This is a genomic window from Arthrobacter sp. TmT3-37 (genome assembly GCF_054510835.1).
Map to the genome: position 1 here is coordinate 96777 of NZ_JBTNDU010000001.1, position 17864 is coordinate 114640.

Annotated in this window: 16 protein-coding genes; 11 read left to right on the forward strand and 5 right to left on the reverse strand. The window is 71.2% G+C overall.

The genetic code is table 11. The features are described 5' to 3' along the window. Positions 1 to 2: 2 nt before the first annotated feature. Complete coding sequence (gene hemE, locus ACX80U_RS00370; protein WP_459267047.1) at positions 3 to 1064, reverse strand: uroporphyrinogen decarboxylase; 1062 nt, start codon at positions 1062 to 1064, stop codon at positions 3 to 5. A 182-nt stretch (positions 1065 to 1246) separates the two neighbouring features. Here hemE and ACX80U_RS00375 point away from each other — a divergent pair, with 182 nt between their 5' ends. Beyond that, the gene (locus ACX80U_RS00375; RefSeq protein ID WP_459267048.1) at positions 1247 to 2647 is read left to right on the forward strand and encodes a glutamyl-tRNA reductase; all 1401 of its coding nucleotides are present in this window, start codon (positions 1247 to 1249) and stop codon (positions 2645 to 2647) included. Between the two features lie 50 nt (positions 2648 to 2697). On the opposite strand, the gene moeB is transcribed toward ACX80U_RS00375, so the two are convergent. Then, positions 2698 to 4005 (reverse strand): molybdopterin-synthase adenylyltransferase MoeB, encoded by a 1308-nt coding sequence (moeB, locus tag ACX80U_RS00380; protein WP_459267050.1) that lies wholly within the window; start codon positions 4003 to 4005, stop codon positions 2698 to 2700. Positions 4006 to 4152: 147 nt separating this feature from the next. Between moeB and ACX80U_RS00385 the strand changes: the two genes are divergently transcribed. Together ACX80U_RS00385 and ACX80U_RS00390 are read left to right on the forward strand one after the other, a co-directional pair. Continuing rightward, positions 4153 to 4773: a TetR/AcrR family transcriptional regulator gene (locus ACX80U_RS00385; protein WP_244186268.1), complete on the forward strand. Its 621-nt coding sequence runs from the start codon at positions 4153 to 4155 to the stop codon at positions 4771 to 4773. A 49-nt stretch (positions 4774 to 4822) separates the two neighbouring features. After that, positions 4823 to 5047 (forward strand): DUF3107 domain-containing protein, encoded by a 225-nt coding sequence (locus ACX80U_RS00390; RefSeq protein ID WP_133080975.1) that lies wholly within the window; start codon positions 4823 to 4825, stop codon positions 5045 to 5047. An 87-nt stretch (positions 5048 to 5134) separates the two neighbouring features. On the opposite strand, the gene ACX80U_RS00395 is transcribed toward ACX80U_RS00390, so the two are convergent. Then, entirely contained in the window at positions 5135 to 5956 is an 822-nt protein-coding gene (locus ACX80U_RS00395) for a ferritin-like fold-containing protein (protein ID WP_459267051.1), read from the reverse strand. Positions 5957 to 6124: 168 nt separating this feature from the next. Between ACX80U_RS00395 and ACX80U_RS00400 the strand changes: the two genes are divergently transcribed. The 4 genes from ACX80U_RS00400 to ACX80U_RS00415 all read left to right on the forward strand — a co-directional run bounded on the left by ACX80U_RS00400 (position 6125) and on the right by ACX80U_RS00415 (position 11044). Continuing rightward, a complete protein-coding gene (locus tag ACX80U_RS00400; RefSeq protein ID WP_459267052.1) occupies positions 6125 to 6571 on the forward strand; it encodes a YdeI/OmpD-associated family protein in 447 nt (148 codons plus the stop codon). 65 nt (positions 6572 to 6636) lie between these two features. Beyond that, the gene (locus tag ACX80U_RS00405; RefSeq protein WP_459267053.1) at positions 6637 to 8166 is read left to right on the forward strand and encodes an RNB domain-containing ribonuclease; all 1530 of its coding nucleotides are present in this window, start codon (positions 6637 to 6639) and stop codon (positions 8164 to 8166) included. A 259-nt stretch (positions 8167 to 8425) separates the two neighbouring features. Further along, a complete protein-coding gene (locus ACX80U_RS00410) occupies positions 8426 to 10168 on the forward strand; it encodes a DEAD/DEAH box helicase (RefSeq protein ID WP_459267054.1) in 1743 nt (580 codons plus the stop codon). A 6-nt stretch (positions 10169 to 10174) separates the two neighbouring features. Next, on the forward strand, positions 10175 to 11044 hold the full coding sequence (locus ACX80U_RS00415) for a DNA-methyltransferase (RefSeq protein WP_459267055.1): 870 nt from the start codon (positions 10175 to 10177) through the stop codon (positions 11042 to 11044). Between the two features lie 74 nt (positions 11045 to 11118). Here the strand turns inward: ACX80U_RS00415 and ACX80U_RS00420 are convergent, their stop codons facing one another. Further along, complete coding sequence (locus ACX80U_RS00420; RefSeq protein ID WP_459267056.1) at positions 11119 to 11961, reverse strand: PHP domain-containing protein; 843 nt, start codon at positions 11959 to 11961, stop codon at positions 11119 to 11121. Between the two features lie 104 nt (positions 11962 to 12065). Between ACX80U_RS00420 and ACX80U_RS00425 the strand changes: the two genes are divergently transcribed. Then, the gene (locus ACX80U_RS00425) at positions 12066 to 13646 is read left to right on the forward strand and encodes an aminopeptidase P family protein (protein WP_459267057.1); all 1581 of its coding nucleotides are present in this window, start codon (positions 12066 to 12068) and stop codon (positions 13644 to 13646) included. A gap of 135 nt (positions 13647 to 13781) precedes the next feature. Here ACX80U_RS00425 and ACX80U_RS00430 read toward each other — a convergent pair whose 3' ends face one another. After that, positions 13782 to 14666, reverse strand: a complete 885-nt coding sequence (locus tag ACX80U_RS00430; RefSeq protein ID WP_459267058.1) for a general stress protein — start codon at positions 14664 to 14666, stop codon at positions 13782 to 13784. Positions 14667 to 14850: 184 nt separating this feature from the next. Between ACX80U_RS00430 and ACX80U_RS00435 the strand changes: the two genes are divergently transcribed. The 3 genes from ACX80U_RS00435 to ACX80U_RS00445 are packed head-to-tail and all read left to right on the forward strand — an operon-like array spanning position 14851 to position 17853. Beyond that, entirely contained in the window at positions 14851 to 16134 is a 1284-nt protein-coding gene (locus ACX80U_RS00435) for a magnesium transporter MgtE N-terminal domain-containing protein (RefSeq protein ID WP_133080982.1), read from the forward strand. Continuing rightward, positions 16127 to 16726, forward strand: coding sequence for a DUF1003 domain-containing protein (locus ACX80U_RS00440; RefSeq protein WP_459267059.1), 600 nt, complete (start codon positions 16127 to 16129; stop codon positions 16724 to 16726). Before ACX80U_RS00435 ends, ACX80U_RS00440 begins: the two co-directional genes overlap by 8 nt. Then, positions 16723 to 17853 carry an Mrp/NBP35 family ATP-binding protein gene (locus ACX80U_RS00445; RefSeq protein WP_459267060.1) on the forward strand — a complete coding sequence of 377 codons (1131 nt, stop codon included), beginning with the start codon at positions 16723 to 16725 and terminating at the stop codon, positions 17851 to 17853. The genes ACX80U_RS00440 and ACX80U_RS00445 overlap by 4 nt, the downstream gene beginning before the upstream one ends. The last annotated feature ends 11 nt before the right edge of the window (positions 17854 to 17864 follow it).

Genomic DNA, 17864 nt, shown 5'->3' on the forward strand with positions numbered 1-17864 from the left:
GCCTACGGCTCCACGGAGTGGACGAGCTCGACGACGCGCGTCAGGACGTCCGGGTCCGTCTCCGGCGGGACCCCGTGCCCGAGATTCACCACGTGGCCCGGAGCCGACGAACCGGCCTCGAGCACGTCGCGGACGTGCTGCTCCAGGACGGGCCAGGGTGCGGGGAGCAGGGCCGGGTCGATGTTGCCCTGGAGGGGAACGGTCCCGCCGAGCCGACGGCCGGCCTCGTCGAGGGGCAGGCGGTAGTCGACACCGATGACGTCCACTCCCACCTCGTGCATGGCGACGAGCAGCTCCGAGGTTCCGGTGCCGAAGTGGATCAGGGGTGCCCCGAGGCCGCGGACGTGGTCCAGGGCGCGGCGCGACGCCGGTGCGACGGAACGACGGTAGTCGGCGAGCCCCAGCGAGCCCGCCCACGAGTCGAACAGCTGCGCTGCGCTCGCACCGGCCTCCAGCTGGGCGCGGAGGAACATGCCCGAGGCATCCGCGGCCCACTCCGTCAGCGCTCGCCACGTGTCCGGGTCGGAGTGCATCATGGTGCGCGGACCGAGGTGGTCGCGTGACGGCCGGCCCTCCACCATGTAGGCGGCCAGGGTGAAGGGGGCACCCGCGAATCCGATGAGCGGTGTGGAGCCGAGCTGGGCGACGGTGAGGGCGACGGCCTGCCGGATGGGCTCGAGCGCCTCGTCGGTCAGCCGGGGCAGGGCCGCCACGTCGACTGCGGACCGGATGGGCTTGCCGAGGACGGGACCGACACCGGGGACGATGTCCACGTCGACCCCGGCCAGCTTGAGCGGGATCACGATGTCCGAGAAGAAGATGCCGGCGTCGACGTCGTGCCGGCGGACGGGCTGGAGGGTGATCTCGGACGCCATCTCCGGGTCCAGACAGGACTCGAGCATGTTCGTGCCCTCCCGCAGCGCACGGTACTCGGGCAGGGACCGTCCCGCCTGGCGCATGAACCACACGGGCCGGCGGTGCGGAGTCAGCCCGCGATACGCGGAGATGAGGGCCGAGCCGGACGTGCGTCCGTCGACCAGCGGGTGCGATGCTCCAAGGTCCATACCGCAGATTCTGCCGAAGATCCCGGCCGATGGTTAACCGGGCCGCCGGGCGCCGGGCCGGGCGTGGGCAACATCACCTGCTCGTGGAGGGACACGATCCCGCAGGATTCCGCGGTTTGCAAGCGCCGGTAAGGATCACCTATTCAGGGAACGGGGGTCGTTCTCGGTATGATTGAGGGGCTGTGGTACTTCTTTCACTTGTAGCGACACACTCGAACGTCGACCTGGAAACCGTTGCCCGACTGAGCGTCGGGGCGCCCCAGGTCCCCTCCGTCGCGCTCGCCGACGACAGGTCGGTGTCGGGCGCCGTGGTCCTCGCCACCTGCAACCGGTTCGAGATCTACGCGGAGGCCCCGTCGGAGGACGACGTGGAGGCCGCACGGTCCGCGATCGTCTCCACCATCAGTGAGTACTCCGGGATCCCCGAGAAGTCGGTGTCCGCCTCCTTCGAGACGCACACGGGCCAGGACGTCGCAGAACACCTGTTCGCCGTCGGCGCCGGGTTGGACTCCGCCGTGATCGGGGAGCGCGAGATCGCCGGACAGGTCCGGCGTGCACTCACCGAGGCCCAGGGCTCGGGAGCGGCCAGCGGCGGACTGGTACGCCTCTTCCAGGCGGCGTCGAAGACCGCGAAGGAGGTCGGGGCACAGACCGCGCTCGGCAGCCGCGGGCGTTCGATCGTCTCCGTCGCCCTCGAACTGGCGGGCGACATCTCCGACGACGCCGACTGGTCCGGCAAGGCCGTGGTGCTGTTCGGCACCGGCGCCTACGCGGGGGCCACGATGGCCGCGCTCAAGGATCGGGGCTGCACCGACATCTCCGTCTTCTCGTCCTCGGGACGCGCGGACGCGTTCGTGGCCACACGCGGCGGGACGGCCGTCGCGGTCGCGGACCTGCCGGGTGCCATGCGCCGGGCGGACGTGGTCATCGGGTGCAGCGGCAGTGACGCACGCATCGACGCCGCCGACATCGAACGGGTCCGCGAGGGCAGCAACCGCCCGCTCGTGGTCATCGACCTGGCGCTGAGCCACGACTTCGATCCCGCCGTCGGCACCCTCGACGACGTCGAGCTCATCACCCTCGAGTCCGTGCGCGCAGCTGCACCGGAGGAGCAGGCCGACGCCCTCGCGCAGGCCGGCGACCTCGTGCGCGAGGCCGCGCGGTCCTTCGAGGAGCAGCAGAACACCCGGGCGATGAACGCCGCGATCGTCGCGCTGCGGCAGCACACCCAGGCCGTGCTCGACTCCGAGATGGAACGCGTGAGGGCGCAGCACGGCTGCACCGCGGCTGCCGAGGAGGTCGAGTTCGCCCTGCGGCGCATGGTCCGCCAGCTCCTGCACGTACCGACCGTCCGTGCCCGCGAACTCGCCGCCGAGGGACGCCAGGACGACTACACCGCCGCGCTGGAGGCCCTGTACGGGATCGACATCGCGCCCGCCGCCCCGAAGGCGCCCGCCGCCCCGGCGACCGCCGAGGGAGCCACCGCGTCCGCCGCCGTGGTCCCGGCCGCCCGGCTGCACCACACGCATGCCGACGGTGCCGTGTGCCCGGTGGACCACGAGCGGCCCGCCCGCAGCGCCTAGTCCCCTGCCGCTGTCGGCGGACGCCCGGGACGGGCCCCTGATCCGTCCGCCTAGTACGTCAGCTTCGCAGGTTCGATCCTGCGGACCCACTCGATGATCCCGCCGTCCACCGACCGCGCGTCCGGGTGCCCCTGCCCCCGGAGGAAGCGCACGACGTCGGCCGACCGGACGCCCGACTTGCAGTGGACGTAGACGGTCCGGCCGGTGTCCACGGAGGCGTCGCCGTCGAGGATCGTCTCATTCGGGACCAGCACCGCGCCGTCGATGTGAACGATGGCGTACTCCTCCGGGGTGCGGACGTCGAGCAGCTCGAAATCGGCCGTGCCCGCGGACCGCTCGGCGAGGAGCCGCGCGAGTTCGTCCACGGTGATCGTCGGGACCCGGTCCTCGCCGCCGGGACCGTCCGGTGCGGCGGTCGGACCGGCAGGCGGCAACCCGCAGAACTGCTCGTAGTCGATCAGTTCGGTGATGCGCGCCGCCGTCGGGTCGGGACGCACGCGCACCTCCCGCCAGCTCATGTCCAGCGCGTCGAACACCAGCACCCTGCCGAGGAGGGTGGTGCCCACCCCCGTGATGAGCTTGATCGCCTCGTTGACCATCACGGAGCCGATCTGCGCGCAGAGCACGCCCAGCACGCCTCCCTCCGCGCAGGACGGCACGGATCCCGGCGGCGGCGCCTCGGGATAGAGATCGCGGTAGGTGGGTCCATGATCCTGCCAGAACACGCTGACCTGCCCGTCGAACCGGAGGATGGATCCCCACACGTAGGGCTTGCCGAGGATCGCGGCGGCGTCGTTCACGAGGTACCGGGTGGCGAAGTTGTCCGTGCCGTCGATGATGAGGTCATAGCCGGCGAACAGGGTCAGGGCGTTGGACCGGTCGAGCCGTTCCCGGTGCAGGACCACGCCGACCAGCGGATTCAGCGCCAGGATGCTGTCGCGGGCCGATTCGGCCTTCGACCGTCCGATGTCGGGCATCGAGTGGATCACCTGGCGCTGCAGGTTCGAGAGCTCGACGTCGTCGTCGTCCACGATGCCGAGCGTCCCCACCCCCGCCGCAGCCAGGTAGAGCAGCGCGGGCGAGCCGAGACCGCCGGCCCCGATCACGAGCACGCGCGCGTTCTTGAGGCGCAGCTGCGCGTCGGGCCCGAAACCGGGGATGATCAGGTGCCGGGAGTAGCGGGAGCTCTCCTCCTGCGTCAGGCTCCCGGTCGCGTCGACGAGCGGAGGCAGTCCTGGCGCCCCTCCCTGCCATCGCTCCGACGGCTCGGGGATCGGTTCCGCCGCGGGCTCAGCGGCGCCGGACACGGGTGCGGGAACGGGTGCGGGAACGGGCGGCGACGACGGGGAAGCGGTCATGCCCAAGGGTATTCCGCTTCCCCGCGCACCGGCCAGCGACCGGCGTGCGGGGACGGGGACAACCCGCGACCCGGAACGGGTGGACCGGGAGACCGGTGGGTAAACTGGGCGGACGTCCACCGACCGCTGAACCGAGGATCGCCCTACGTGAGTGCAGAACCGACCGCCTCAGGAAAGTCCCTCCGGCTGCCGCGGGACGAACGCCGCCGGCAGCTCCTGGCAGCGGCGCAGGAGGTCTTCGTGGGGAGCGGCTACCACGGCGCGGCGATGGACGACATCGCCGTCGCGGCCAAGGTCAGCAAGCCGGTGCTCTACCAGCACTTCCCGGGCAAGCGCGACCTCTACCTGGCCCTGCTCGACAGCCACCTCGCCGAGCTGACGCAGCTGCTCGTCGATGCCCTGCGGTCCACGGACGACAACAAGCTCCGCGTCCACGCGACCATGCGTGCCTACTTCCAGTTCATCGCGCAGGACAGCAGGGCGCACCGCCTCGTCTTCGAGTCGGACATCAGCAACGAGCCCGACGTGAGCAGCCGGCTCGAGGCCTTCAACGCACAGTTCGCCAACGACATCGCCGGTGTGATCGCGGGTGACACCCAGCTGTCCCTGGTGGAGGCGACGCTGCTGGGCCGCGGCCTGGCGGGGATGGCGCAGATCAGCGCCAGATATTGGCTGGAGACCGACGGCAGCCTCGACATCGATGCCGCCGCGGAGCTGATCTACCGTTTAGCTTGGCGCGGAATCAGCCGCTTCCCCAAGGAAATCTAGAGTAGGTTTCGGTACGAATCACAGGTTCACTACACAGGAGGCATGCGCCGTGGAAGTCAAGATCGGTATCCAGAACGTCAACCGGGAGATCATCCTCGATTCCGCCGAGAGCGCCGACGCGATCGCGGAGCTCGTGGCCGCGGCGATGAGCGGCGGTACCGAACTGCGCCTCAAGGATTCCAAGGGCCGCCAGGTGATCGTTCCGACGTCGGTCCTCGGCTATGTCGAGATCGGCGCCGAGGAGACCCGCCGCGTGGGCTTCGGCGCGCTCTAGTCCCGGGCGGACAGCAGGACGCGGACGAGGACCCGCGGGCGACGCCGGAAGGCGTGGCCCGCGGGTCCTCCTGTGCGGGGCGCCGGACTACGCGGTGAGTCCGAGTGCGCTCATGCGCCGCGAGTGGTTGCGGGTGAGCTGCGCGAAGAGGGCCGTGGTGTGCTGCGCGTGGTCGGGTTCGGCGGCGAAGAGCAGTCCCGCCAGGTACTCACGCTCGATACCGACGCGCTGCGCCTGCGTGAGGGCTTCCCCGACGAGCCTGCGCCCCCAGAGCGCGAGGCGCGAGGCGAGGCGCGGATCGTCGGAGAGCGCCTCCTTCAGGCGCCGCTGCAGGTGGGCGGCGCCTTCGCCCGAGTCGATGGCGCCGATGAGTTCGCGGGTGGCCGGGTCGAGGCTGTCGGCCAGGGCCCGGTAGAAGTCCCCGGAGAAGGCGTCGATGACGTAGGCCTTCATGAGCGACTCGTACCAGTCGCCGGGCCGCGTGCGCTCGTGGAACGCATCGATGGATGCCTGGAACGGGGTCATCGCGTCCTCGACGGACACGCCCCGCCGGCCCAGGAAGGCCGTCACCGACTCGAAGTGCTCGAACTCCCGGACCGCGAGCCGACCGAGGCTCGCACGGTCCGCGAGGCTGGGCGAGAAACGGGCGTCCGACGACAACCGCTCGAAGCCCGAGAGTTCCCCGTAGGCGATGACACCGAGCAGGTCTGTGACAAAGCGGGCGTAGCGGGGGTCGGAGAAGGCGTCGGGCGCGGGGCCGCCCGCTGCCGGCCGGACCACGGCGTCCTGCCCGTCGGACGCCGTCGGAGGCTCCGGGCGCGTCGTGCGCACCGCCGAAGGGGCCGGCGACACGGCACGGTCCTGCCCGGTCGTGGAAAGGGCCGTGCGGTCGGTGGAGCCGTTGTTCATTCTGCTAAGAGTACGCAATCGCAGGGGTGGGGCAACCCGCCGTACGGCGCCCGGCACCTGTTGCGGAACGGCGACGCCGCCTAGGCTCGTCCCAGTCCGGACAGCGGGATCCCGCTGCTGTCCGGTTCCCGACGCTCCGGTGCGCAGCCGGATGGAAGGCAGGCACCCGTGGACTTCTCCGCCGTCCTCGAACTCTCGGGCCGCACGGCCACCGGGCTGCAGGTGCCCGAGCAGGTCCTGGCCGCGCTCGGCGGGGGCAGGCGTCCCCCGGTGCGCGTCACGATCGGGACCTACACGTACCGCACCACCGTCGGGTCGATGGACGGGCGCCCCATGATCCCGGTCAGCGCGGAGCACCGCACGGCAGCCGGCATCGAGGCCGGCCGGACGGTGACCGTGGGGCTGGACCTCGACACCGAGGAGCGCACCGTGGACGTCCCCGAGGATCTCGCCGTCGCGCTGTCCGACGATCCGGCGCTGGTCCACGCGTTCGATGCGCTGTCCGTGAGCCGCAGGAAGGCCCTGGTGCTGCCCATCGTCCAGGCGAGGGGCGCGGACACGCGCCGACGCCGTGTGCTCAAGGCCGTGGACTCCCTCCGCCCGCCGCCTTCCTGACGGCGCGGACACGTTCACGACATCCGCCCTGCCCGATGTCGTGAACGTGCACTACCGTAAGGCGTGTGCCAGCACAGCATATGGACCTCAGGGACCGCGAGTCCCAGCAACGGCTCACCGAGTCGCTGCGGTCCCTCCGCGAGGAACTCGACATCCGTGAGGATTTCCCGGAGGACGTGCTCCGCGAGGCGGCCGGGGCCGTAGCGGCCTCCCGCCTGCCGGACGCCGACCTGCGAGACCTGCCCTTCCTCACCATCGACCCGCCCGGCTCCACCGACCTCGACCAGGCCGTCCACCTGGCGCGCAGTGCCGGGTCCGGCAGGTCGGACGATCCCGGGCAGGGACCCGACGCGGGCTACGAGGTCTGGTACGCCATCGCCGACGTACCGCTCTTCGTCCGGGCCGGGGGCGCGGTCGACGCAGAGGCGAGGCTCCGCGGCCAGACCCTGTACGCGCCCGACGGACGGATCTCCCTGCACCCGGAGACCATCTCCGAGGACGCCGCGAGCCTCCTTCCCGACCAGGACCGCCCTGCCTTCGTGTGGCACTTCGACCTCGACGCCGGGGCCGTCGTCCGGTCCGTCACCGTCCGCCGAGCCACGGTGCGCAGCCGCCGCCAGCTCACCTACGCCGAAGTCCAGGCGGCGATCGACGCGGGCACCGCGGACGAGCAGCTCCTCCTCCTCCGCGAGATCGGGCTCCGGCGCATCCAGCAGGAACTGGACCGCGGTGGGGCGAGCCTCAACCTGCCGCGCCAGGAGATCACGCACGACGGCGAGAGCTACGCCATCATCACCGAGCCGTCCCTTCCGTGCGAGGACTGGAACGCGCAGATCTCGCTCATGACGGGCATGGCCGCGGCCCGCATGATGATCGACGGCGGCATCGGCATCCTGCGCACCATGCCCGAGCCCGACGACGGCGCACTCGGCAAGTTCCGCCGCCAGTCGGAGGCACTCGAGCACCCCTGGCCCCCGGACATGCCGTACGGCGCCTTCCTGCGCACGCTCGACGTCGCCGACCCGCGGCAGCTCGCCCTGATGCACGCCGCGGCCTCGCTCTTCCGCGGCGCCGGCTACACCGCGTTCGACGGCGCGGTACCCGACGCCGTCGTGCAGTCGGCCATCGCGGCGCCCTACGCGCACACCACCGCCCCCCTGCGCCGCCTCGTGGACCGCTTCGTGCTCGTCACGTGCGCAGCGCTGTGCGCCGGCGAGGAGGTCCCGGAGTGGGTGCGTGCCGCCCTCCCCGACCTCAATGCGCTGATGGCGTCCTCGAACCAGACGGCCTCGCGGCTCGATTCCGGGGCGATGGACGCCGTGCAGGCCGCGCTGCTGAGCAACCGCATCGGCGAGGCCTTCTCCGCCGTCGTCCTGCAGGGCTCCCCGCCCGCCGTCGAGGACGCGCCCGGCCGGCAGGCCCCGCGCCTGTCCGGCACGGTGCAGGTCACCGAACCCCCGCTGGAGGCGAAGTGCTACGGCGAACTCGTGGCGGGAGAGCGCGTCACCGTGGTCCTGCTCGAAGCGGACATCGCCCGGCGGCGTCTCCGCTTCGAGGTCAAACCGACGGACGCGCCCCAGCGGGACCTGCGATGAGGCCCCGCACGGACCGGCAGGGTAGGCTGAGGGTGTAGTAATGGATGCCCGGTCGTTATCAATCCGTCGATAACCCGCAGTACCTACTCGATCCCGAGTTTTCCCGCGGGCGCAGGTCTCCCTCCGCAGCCCGCACGCAGTTGCAAGCCCGCGATCGGCTTCCACTGGACGCCCCGCGCCCGCCGATACGCTCCGCACAGGATGGATCCATCCCGGCGTCGAGCCTCGGCGGCCGCTCGGCCTGAATGAACGGTAGAACGTGCACAACACGAACGCAGACAACACCCCGGCCACGGACACGCACCACCTCGTCGCGGACAACTCCTCCGACGCCATCGACGTCGAGGAGACCCTGGTCACCACGGAGGAGCCGCACGCGGCCGTCGCCGAGACCTTCGCGGACTTCAACGTCCGCCCCGACATCGTCGAGTCCCTGAGCGACGCCGGCATCACCCACCCCTTCCCCATCCAGGCGATGACGCTCTCGATCGCCCTCGGCGGCCACGACATCATCGGCCAGGCGAAGACCGGCACGGGCAAGACCCTCGGCTTCGGCATCCCCGCGATCCAGCGCGTCGTCGGTCCCGACGACGCCGGCTACGAGAAGCTCCCCGTCCCGGGCGCCCCGCAGGCCCTCGTCGTGGTGCCGACGCGAGAGCTCGCCGTCCAGGTGGCGAACGACCTCACGACGGCGGCGAAGAAGCGCAACGCGCGCATCGTCACCATCTACGGCGGCCGCGCGTACGAGCCCCAGATCGAGGCCATCAAGAAGGGCGTCGAGATCGTCGTCGGGACACCGGGCCGCCTGATCGACCTGTACCGGCAGAAACTGCTGGTGCTCAAGAACGTCAAGATCGTGGTGCTCGACGAGGCCGACGAGATGCTGGACCTCGGCTTCCTGCCCGACGTCGAGACCCTGATCGCCGCGACCCCTCCCGTGCGCCAGACCCTCCTGTTCTCGGCCACGATGCCCGGCCCCGTCATCGCGATGGCCCGCCGCTACATGACGCAGCCCACGCACATCCGCGCCGCGGATCCCGAGGACGAGGGCATCACCAAGAAGGACATCCGCCAGGTCATCTACCGGGCGCACAACCTGGACAAGGCCGAGGTGGTGGCCCGCATCCTGCAGGCCCGGGGCCGCGGCCGCGCCATCATCTTCTGCAAGACCAAGCGCACGGCGGCGAAGCTCTCCGAGGAACTGATCGACCGCGGTTTCGCGGCCGGCGCGATCCACGGCGACCTGGGCCAGGGTGCCCGCGAGCAGGCGCTGCGTGCCTTCCGCGGCGACAAGATCGACGTGCTCGTGGCCACGGAGGTCGCCGCGCGCGGCATCGACGTCGAGGACATCACGCACGTCATCAACTACCAGTGCCCCGAGGACGAGAAGGCCTACCTGCACCGCGTGGGCCGCACGGGCCGCGCCGGCAAGAAGGGCACCGCGGTCACCTTCGTCGACTGGGACGACGTCCCCCGCTGGGGCCTCATCAACAAGGCCCTCGGCCTCGACACGCCGGAGCCCGTGGAGACCTACTCCTCGTCGCCGCATCTCTACACCGATCTCGACATCCCCGAGGGCACCAAGGGGCGCCTGCCCCGCAAGGACCGCAAGCTCGCCGGCATCAACGCGGAGGTCCTGGAGGACCTGGGCGAGACCGGCAAGCGCGGCGGCGGTGCACGCCCCGACAGTGCCGGGGGCGACGGCGGACGCGGGCGTTCGGGCGGACGCGGCGGCCAGCGCCGCGACGGTGGGACGGCCGGCGACTCCGCCGACGGCCCGCGCAGCCCACGCAGCCGTGGTCGGGGCGGTAACCGTTCCGCGGACGCACCTGCTGCACCGGCGGCATCGGCACCCACGGGTGACGCCGTCGAGTCCGGCGGACACCGCCGTCGTCCCGGCTCCGACGCCGAGGTTCCCGCGGGCGACCGGCAGCGCCGCAGCCGCACGCGCCGGCGCAACGGCGAGGTCGTCGCGAAGCCGGCCGGCGGCGCAGAGGACTAGCCCTCGGTGACCGGACTCCCTGCGCCGTCCGCGCCTCCCACCTGGAGGGCGGACGGCGCGAACCTCGTGGTGCACGCGGACAACACCGAGTACCTGGCGACGCTGCCGGATGCGGCCTTCACGATGATCTACGTCGATCCCCCGTTCAACACCGGCCGCGCGCAGCGCCGCCAGCAGACCACCATGGTGCGGGCTGTCGACGGCGCGGGCGACCGCGTGGGCTTCAAGGGGCTCTCCTACTCGACCGTCAAGGGCATGCTCGCGAGCTACGACGACGCCTTCGAGGACTACTGGGACTTCCTCGTGCCCCGGCTCGCCGAGGCGTGGCGGCTCCTCGCCGACGACGGCACCCTCTACCTCCACCTCGACTACCGCGAGGTGCACTACGCCAAGGTGATGCTGGACGTCCTCTTCGGGCGCGACTGCTTCCTGAACGAGATCATCTGGGCCTACGACTACGGTGCCCGGGCCAAGCGCAGGTGGCCCGCGAAGCACGACAACATCCTGGTGTACGTGAAGAACCCCTCGGCGTACTACTTCAACAGCGACGAGGTCGACCGCGAACCGTACATGGCGCCCGGACTCGTGACGGCGGAGAAGGCTGCGCTCGGCAAGCTCCCCACGGATGTCTGGTGGCACACCATCGTGTCCCCCACGGGCCGCGAGAAGACCGGCTACCCCACCCAGAAGCCCGAGGGCCTGCTCCGGCGCGCCGTCGCGGCGAGCAGCCGGAAGGACGACTGGGTGCTGGATTTCTTCGCGGGGTCGGGCACCCTCGGAGCGGTGGCCGGGAAGCTCGGCCGGCGCTTCGTCTGCGTGGACAGGAACCCGCAGGCCATCGAGGTCATGCGCGAGCGCCTGGCGCCCTGGATCTGACCACGTACGGCCGGCTGCCGGGTCCGGCGTACTCCGGGTCCGGGGGCCGCAGGATCCGGGGCGGACCGGAGGACCTAGCCCAGCGGCGTCCCCGTTGCGAGCCCGGCGATGGCCTCGAGCGTCTCACGGGTCGTGACGTTCTCGCCCAGCAGGTTGGGCTTGCCGCTTCCGTGGTAGTCGCTGGAGCCGGTGACCAGCAGCCCGTTCTCGCGTGCGATGGTCCGCAGTTCTCCTCGTGCGCCCTCCGGGTTGTCGCGGTGCTCCACCTCGAGTCCCAGGAGGCCGGCGTCGATCATCTCGTCGATGACGGCGCCCCCCACCACCGCCCCACGGTTGAAGGCCGAGGGATGCGCGAAGACCGGGACGCCGCCGGCGGCGCGGATGAGGGCGACGGCGTGTGCGGGATGCGGCGCGTAGTGGCTGACCCAGTAGGGGGAACGCGCGGTCAGGATGCGGTCGAAGGCCTCGGACCGCGTGGTCACGATGCCGAGTGCGATCAGGGCGTCGGCGATGTGGGGGCGGCCCACGGTCGCACCCTCGGTCACATGCTCCTCGACCAGGTCCCAGGTGATGGGGAAGTCCTCGGACATGAGCTCGACCATGCGGCGGGCGCGCGTGAGGCGCGCCGTGCGGGACTTCCCGATCTCCTCGCGGAGGCCGGCGTGTTCCGGGTCGTGGAGGTAGGACAGCACGTGCACGCTGATGCCGGTGTCGGTGCGGCAGGAGACCTCCATGCCGGGGACGAAGGTGATGCCCAGCGTCGCCGCCGCCGCCGCTGCCCGGTCCCAGCCCGCCGTCGAGTCGTGGTCGGTGAGGGCGACGGCGTCGAGGCCCGTGGCGGCGGCGGACGCGATCAGGACATCGGGGTCCTCCGTGCCGTCCGAGACGTTGGAGTGGGTGTGCAGGTCGATTCTCACCGGACCCAATCTACGCGCCGGCGGGGTTCCGGCCTGCCTGCGGCACGGCGTCGCCGCGGGGCACGGACTTTCCCGCGGTACGGCGACGGTGAGACGATGGCGGGGTGAGCACCGACGACACCGCCCCCGCATCCCGAAACCCCACCGACTCGCCGGAGGGCCAGCCGCTGTCCGACCGCAACGAGAACCGCTCCCAGCGGCCCGACTCGGACGCCTTCAAGGCCTTCATGGCCAGCAGCTGGGCTCCGGCGTCGGAGGACCTCCCGGCCGCAGCGCCCGTCGCGGCGCACGCCGCCCGCCGTCGTCGCGCCGTCTCCGACCGCTTCCCCGGCGAGCGCATCGTGATCCCGGCCGGCCCCTTCAAGGTCCGTTCCAACGACACCGACTACCGCTACCGCCCGCACTCCGGATTCGCCCACCTGACCGGCCTCGGCCTCGACCACGAACCCGACGCCGTGCTGGTCCTCGAACCGGTGGAACAGGGAACGGGGGACGACGGCGGGAACCACGCGGCCACGCTGTACTTCCGGGAACTCGCGGGACGCGACAGCGCCGAGTTCTACGCGAATGCGCGCTACGGCGAGTTCTGGATCGGCCAGCGCCTCTCGATGGCGCAGATCCGGGCCCAGCTCGCCCTCGCGACGGCGGACCTCGCGGAACTCGAGGTGGCGATCACGAAGGATGCCGGCGTACCCGAGATCGGTGGGGTGAGCATCCGCCTGCTCCGGGAGGTCGACTTCAATGCCGATGCGCTCGTCGACACCTCCCGGATCAACACCGGAGTGGACCTCGAGAAGGCGGACGCCCTCGATGCGGTGCTCGCCGAGGCGCTGTCCGAGCTGCGGCTCATCAAGGACGCCTGGGAGATCGAGCAGATGGAGGCGGCGGTCGCCGCCACCGTCGGCGGGTTCCACGAGGTGGTCCGCGCCCTCCCCCGGGCCATCACCCATCCCCGGGGCGAGCGCGTGGTCGAAGGCGCGTTCTTCGCCAGGGCCCGCGAGGAGGGCAACGACCTCGGCTACGACACCATCGCGGCATCGGGGAACAACGCGACGACGCTCCACTGGATCCGCAACACCGGCCAGGTCAGGGCCGGCGAACTGCTGCTGCTGGACGCCGGGGTGGAGGCGGAGAGCCTCTACACCGCCGATATCACGCGCACCATCCCCGTGAACGGGCGGTACAGCGAGACGCAGCGCAGGATCTACCAGGCCGTGCTCGATGCCGCCGATGCGGGCTTCGCCGCGGCACAGCCGGGCCGGAAGTTCCGGGAGGTCCACCTCGCGGCCGTCACGGTCCTGGCGGAGAACCTGGACCGGTGGGGACTCCTCCCCGTATCCCTCGACGAGGCGCTCTCGCCCGAGGGGCAGCACCACCGTCGCTGGATGCCGCACGGCACGAGCCACCACCTCGGCATGGACGTCCACGACTGCGCGCAGGCCAAGCGCGAGCTGTACCTGGACGGGATCCTCACCGAGGGCATGGTCTTCACCATCGAACCGGGCCTGTACTTCAAGGCGGAGGATCTCGCGGTCCCCGAGGAGTACCGCGGGATCGGCGTGCGCATCGAGGACGACGTGCTGATGACCGCCGACGGGCCCGTCAACCTCAGCGCGGCCCTGCCCCGGAGCCCGGAGGACGTCGAGGACTGGATGGCCGGCATCTGGGGCAGCACCGGCGAATAGCCCCGGGGCGGAAGCCCACCCCGTTCATGAAAGAAGGCAGGGACCCGAGGGTCCCTGCCTTCTTTGGAACTGCCTTCTCCGGCGCCGTCCGGCGGCGCCGTCGGTCGCTCCCCAGCCGCTGCTGTCCGGCCGCTGCTACCCCTGGTGCGGTCCCCCGGCCGAGCTGGAGCCGTGGGTCCCGGGCCGTCCGTCCTCCACGGGACCGTCTTGCCCGCCGTCCGCCGACTGCACCGGGGCCTCCGTGGCCCCCGGCGCGCCGGGCTGGTCCTCGACGCGCACACCGTACTGGGGCCGGCCGTCGGGAAGGTCGGGGAACTGCCCCCTGCGCGGACCGCTCGTGCCGGGACCGGCGGTCTGCCCCTCGGCCGTCCCCGCCTGCTGCGGCTGCTGCTGCCCCGGGAAGGGATCGTTCCACGACGCGGGCCGCTCGGGCCCCTGCCCGGGGGCCTGGCCGGGCGCCTGGCCGGATGTCTGCCCGGGTGCCTGGCCCCAGGCGGAGGGGTTCGCGCCGGGGTGCTGGGCCTGCCCGTTCATCGGGAGCTGCTGCAGCAACCGGCGTGCGTCGGCCGCCACGCTCGGATCGACGATGACGTCGTAGCTCGTCGCGATGACCTGGCTCGTGGAGGTGAAGTCACGCTTGCCCCGCTGGAACGCGTAGGTGATGACGCCGAACAGCAGCCAGAAGATCGCTCCGAGCGCGATCGACGACGTGATCGTGACGCCGGTCTCGCTTCCGGCGAAAAGGCTCAGGATCACACCCACGAAGAGGCCGAACCAGGCGCCGGTCGCGGCACTGCCGAGCGCCACCCGCGGGTAGCTGAGGCGCCCGGTGACGCGCTCCACCGTCTTGAGATCGTTGCCGATGATCGCCACCCGCTCGACCGCGAACTTGTGGTCGGCGAGGTAGTCCACGGCCTTCTGGGCATCGAGGTACCCCGTGTACCGGCCGATGGTCTCGCCCGTGGGCAGCACCCGGCCCAGGTCGCGGGAGGCAGTGGTTCCGAGAGGTGGTGTCGACATGCATCCCATTCTTGCGTACTGCTCGATCACGTGGGAGGAGTATCGCCCGCGGTGAACTCCCGCCTCCCCCGCCACCGGCAGGGAGGGCCCGCCGCAGATGCCGTACCACCGCCGGCGGTCCGACCGACCGTCGCGATGCCGTCCCGATGCCGTCCCCTCGTGCGGCGGCGGATAGCCTAGAGCTGTGACTAACAACCCGACCCGCGTCTTCGTCGCCCGACTGCTGGGGCTCGATGTGTTCGACCCCCTGGGTGACCGCCTCGGCCGCCTCCGGGACGCCGTCGTCCTCGACCGCGGCCCGACCAGGCCTCCGCAGGTCGTGGGCCTCGTGGTCGAGGTTCCCGGCAAGAAGCGCGTGTTCGTCCCCATGACGCGCATCACCTCGATGGACCCGTCCCAGATCATCTGCACCGGCCTCGTCAACCTCCGCCGCTTCGAGCAGCGTGGTGCGGAGATGCTGGTGGTGGCCGAGCTCTTCGACCGACGCCTGACCCTGCGTGACGGAAGCGGGAGCGCCGTCGTCGAGGACATCGCGATGGAGCGCAACCGTGCGGGCGACTGGCACGTCTCCCAGCTGTTCGTGCGACGCGGCGGATCGACCTCCCCCCTGCGCGGCCTGCGTCGCGGCGGCGAGCGCCTCATCATCGACTGGCTCGACGCCTTCCACGGCACCACGGACGAACCGCAGGGCGCCACCCAGTTCGTCGCCCAGCACGACGACCTCAAGCCCGCCGACTTCGCCGACGCGCTCCACGAGATGAACGACAAACGGCGCATCGAGGTCGCCGGCGAGCTCCAGGACGACCGCCTCGCGGACGTCCTCCAGGAACTGCCCGACGACGACCAGGTCCAGATCCTGCAGTCCCTGACCCGCGAGCGCGCGGCCGACGTCCTCGAGGAGATGGACCCCGACGACGCGGCCGATCTCCTCAACGAGCTTCCCGAGGCGCAGAAGGAGGAGCTCCTGCAGCTCATGGAGCCCGACGACGCCGAGGACGTACGCCGCCTGCTCGAGTACGAGGAGGACACCGCCGGTTCGCTCATGACCACGGTGCCCGTCATCCTCCCTCCCGAGGCGACCGTCGCCGAGGCGCTCGCGCACGTCCGCCGGGAGGAGCTGACCCCGGCCCTCGCCTCCTCGATCTTCGTCTGCCGCCCGCCGCTCGAGACGCCGACGGGGCGCTACCTCGGCGTCGTGCACATCCAGCAGCTGCTGCGCTACCCGCCACCCGAGCCGCTCGGCAACATCATCGACACGGACCTCGAGGCCGTGGGCGACCAGGCGAACGTGAGCGAGGTGTCGAGGATCCTCGCCACCTACAACCTGAACTCGCTGCCGGTGGTCAACGCCGATGGCAGGCTGGTGGGCGCCGTGACCGTCGACGACGTGTTGGATCACCTGCTGCCCGACGACTGGCGGGCCCAGGACGACACATCCGGACCGAAACGAGGTGACCGCCGTGGTTGAGAGGATCAGGTCGAATTCACGCGGACTGGATACGCCGCGCGAGACGCGCAAGCGCTTCCTCCCGCGCCTGCGACCGAACCCGGACCGCTTCGGCAGCGGCACGGAGAACATCGCCCGTTTCATGGGCACGCCGCAGTTCCTCTTCTACATGACGGTCTTCGTCGCGGTCTGGCTGACGTGGAACACCGTCGCTCCGGCGAACCTGCGCTTCGACAGCGCGGCCCTCGGGTTCACGGCACTGACCCTGATGCTCTCCCTGCAGGCTTCCTATGCGGCACCGCTGCTGCTTCTCGCGCAGAACCGCCAGGACGACCGCGACCGCGTCTCCATGCGTGAGGATCGCCAGCGGGCGGAGCGGAACCTCTCCGACACCGAGTACCTCACGCGTGAGATCGCGGAGCTGCGCATCGCCCTGCGCGAGGTGGCGACACGCGACTACGTCCGGTCCGAGCTGCGCTCCGTCCTCGAAGAGCTGCTCGAGACGACCGACGGACAGGAACTGACCCTGCAGAAACGCAGGCCCCGGAAGCCCTCGGAGAGTACGGTGGCGCTGCCGAAGGTCCAGCCCGCCGGGAGGAAACCCGTCCGGTGAGTGCCGCCCTGCCCGTCGAGGAGGCCGTGCGGAACGCCCTCACCTCGGTGATCGACCCCGAGCTGCGCCGTCCCATCACCGAACTCGGCATGGTCGACGCGGTCGCCGTCAAGGGGCGCACCGTCCGGATCCGGGTCCTCCTGACCATCGCCGGGTGTCCCCTGCGGGACACCATCCGGCGGGACACCGAGGCCGCCCTGTCCGTCGTGGAGGGCGTCGACGACGTCGAGGTGGAGCTCGGCGTGATGGACCAGGCCCAGCGCGACGCCCTGAAGGAGCGGCTGAAGGGCGCCGGCGGCCGCCGCGGGATCCCGTTCAACGAGCCGTCATCCCTCACGCGCGTCTACGCGGTCGCCAGCGGGAAGGGCGGTGTCGGCAAGTCGAGCGTGACGGTGAACCTCGCGGTCGCGATGGCGGCGCAGGGGCTCCGCGTGGGGATCGTGGACGCCGATGTCTACGGGTTCTCGGTCCCCGCCCTCCTGGACATCACGCAGCAGCCCACCCGCGTCGACGAGCTGATCCTGCCGCCCGTCGCCCACGGCGTGAAGGTCATCTCCATCGGCATGTTCGTCGACGGCAACCAGCCCATCTCCTGGCGCGGGCCGATGCTGCACCGGGCGCTCGAGCAGTTCCTGACGGACGTGTACTTCGGTGACCTGGACGCCCTGTTCCTGGACCTGCCGCCGGGCACGGGCGACATCGCCATCTCCGTGGCCCAGCTGCTGCCGTCGTCGGAGCTCCTGGTCGTCACGACCCCGCAGAGCGCTGCCGCCGATGTCGCCGAACGCGCCGGCGCCATGGCCGCGCAGACCGGTCAGCGCGTGGCCGGCGTCATCGAGAACATGTCCTGGCTCGAGCTGCCCGACGGCGGGCGGCTCGAACTCTTCGGCGCGGGAGGTGGAAGCACCCTCGCAGCGAGGCTGACGGACACGCTCGGCACCGAGGTCCCCCTGCTCGGCAGCATCCCGCTGGAGGTGGCCCTGCGCGAGGGCGGCGACGCCGGCACTCCTCTCGTCCTCGGCCGGGACGGCTCGAGGGCCCGTGCGGAGCTGGAGGCCATCGCCGCTGTGCTCGCCCGTCGCCCACGGGGCCTGGACGGCCTGAAGCTGCCGCTCAGCCCGCGCTGACGAGAGCCGCC